This is a genomic window from Burkholderia sp. BCC1988, from assembly GCF_905339895.1.
Taxonomy (GTDB): Bacteria; Pseudomonadota; Gammaproteobacteria; order Burkholderiales; family Burkholderiaceae; genus Burkholderia.
Genome location: NZ_CAJPHA010000061.1, coordinates 1 through 1,118 on the forward strand (window position 1 = coordinate 1; position 1,118 = coordinate 1,118).

General features: G+C 67.9%; 1 protein-coding gene. It reads left to right on the forward strand.

The window, feature by feature from the left end; translation table 11 throughout:
* Positions 1–1,118: AMP-binding protein (locus tag U4012_RS35520; RefSeq protein WP_321804537.1), on the forward strand; the 1,118-nt coding region annotated here is incomplete at both ends.

Genomic DNA, 1,118 nt, shown 5'->3' on the forward strand with positions numbered 1-1,118 from the left:
GACCGCCACGTCGAAGCCGGCAACGGCGAGCGCGTCGCCGTGATCTTCGAGGCCGACGACGGCACCGTCACGCGCGTCACCTATGCCGAGCTGCTGGCACGCGTGTCGCGCTTCGCGAACGCGCTGAAGAAACGCGGGATCGGCAAGGGCGATCGCGTCATCATCTATATTCCGATGTCGATCGAAGGCATCGTCGCGATGCAGGCCTGCGCGCGCATCGGCGCCACGCACTCCGTCGTGTTCGGCGGCTTCTCCGCGAAATCGCTCAACGAGCGGCTCGTCGACGTCGGCGCCGTTGCGCTCATCACCGCCGACGAGCAGGCGCGCGGCGGCAAGACGCTGCCGCTCAAGAGCATCGCCGACGAGGCGCTCGCGATGGGCGGCTGCGAAGCGGTCAAGAGCGTGATCGTCTATCGCCGCACCGGCGGCAAGATCGACTGGCATGCCGAACGCGACCTGTGGATGCACGAGATCGCCGACGGCGAGTCCGACACCTGCGCGCCGGAATGGGTCGGCGCCGAGCATCCGCTGTTCATCCTGTATACGTCGGGCTCGACCGGCAAGCCGAAGGGCGTGCAGCACAGCACCGGCGGCTACCTGCTGTGGGCCGCGCAGACGATGAAGTGGACCTTCGACTGGAAGCCCGCCGACGTGTTCTGGTGCACGGCCGACATCGGCTGGGTCACCGGCCACACGTACATCACGTACGGCCCGCTCGCGTGCGGCGGCACGCAGGTCGTGTTCGAGGGCGTGCCGACGTATCCGGACGCCGGCCGCTTCTGGAAGATGATCGGCGATCACAAGGTCACGGTGTTCTACACCGCGCCGACCGCGATCCGTTCGCTGATCAAGGCCGCCGAGGCCGACGACAAGGTGCATCCGAAGAGCTACGACCTGTCGAGCCTGCGCATCATCGGCACGGTCGGCGAGCCGATCAATCCGGAAGCGTGGATGTGGTACCACAAGCACGTCGGCCAGGAGCGCTGCCCGATCGTCGACACGTGGTGGCAGACCGAAACCGGCGGCCACATGATCACGCCGCTGCCGGGCGCGACGCCGACGGTGCCGGGTTCGTGCACGCTGCCGCTGCCGGGCATCATGGCCGCGGTGGTCGACGA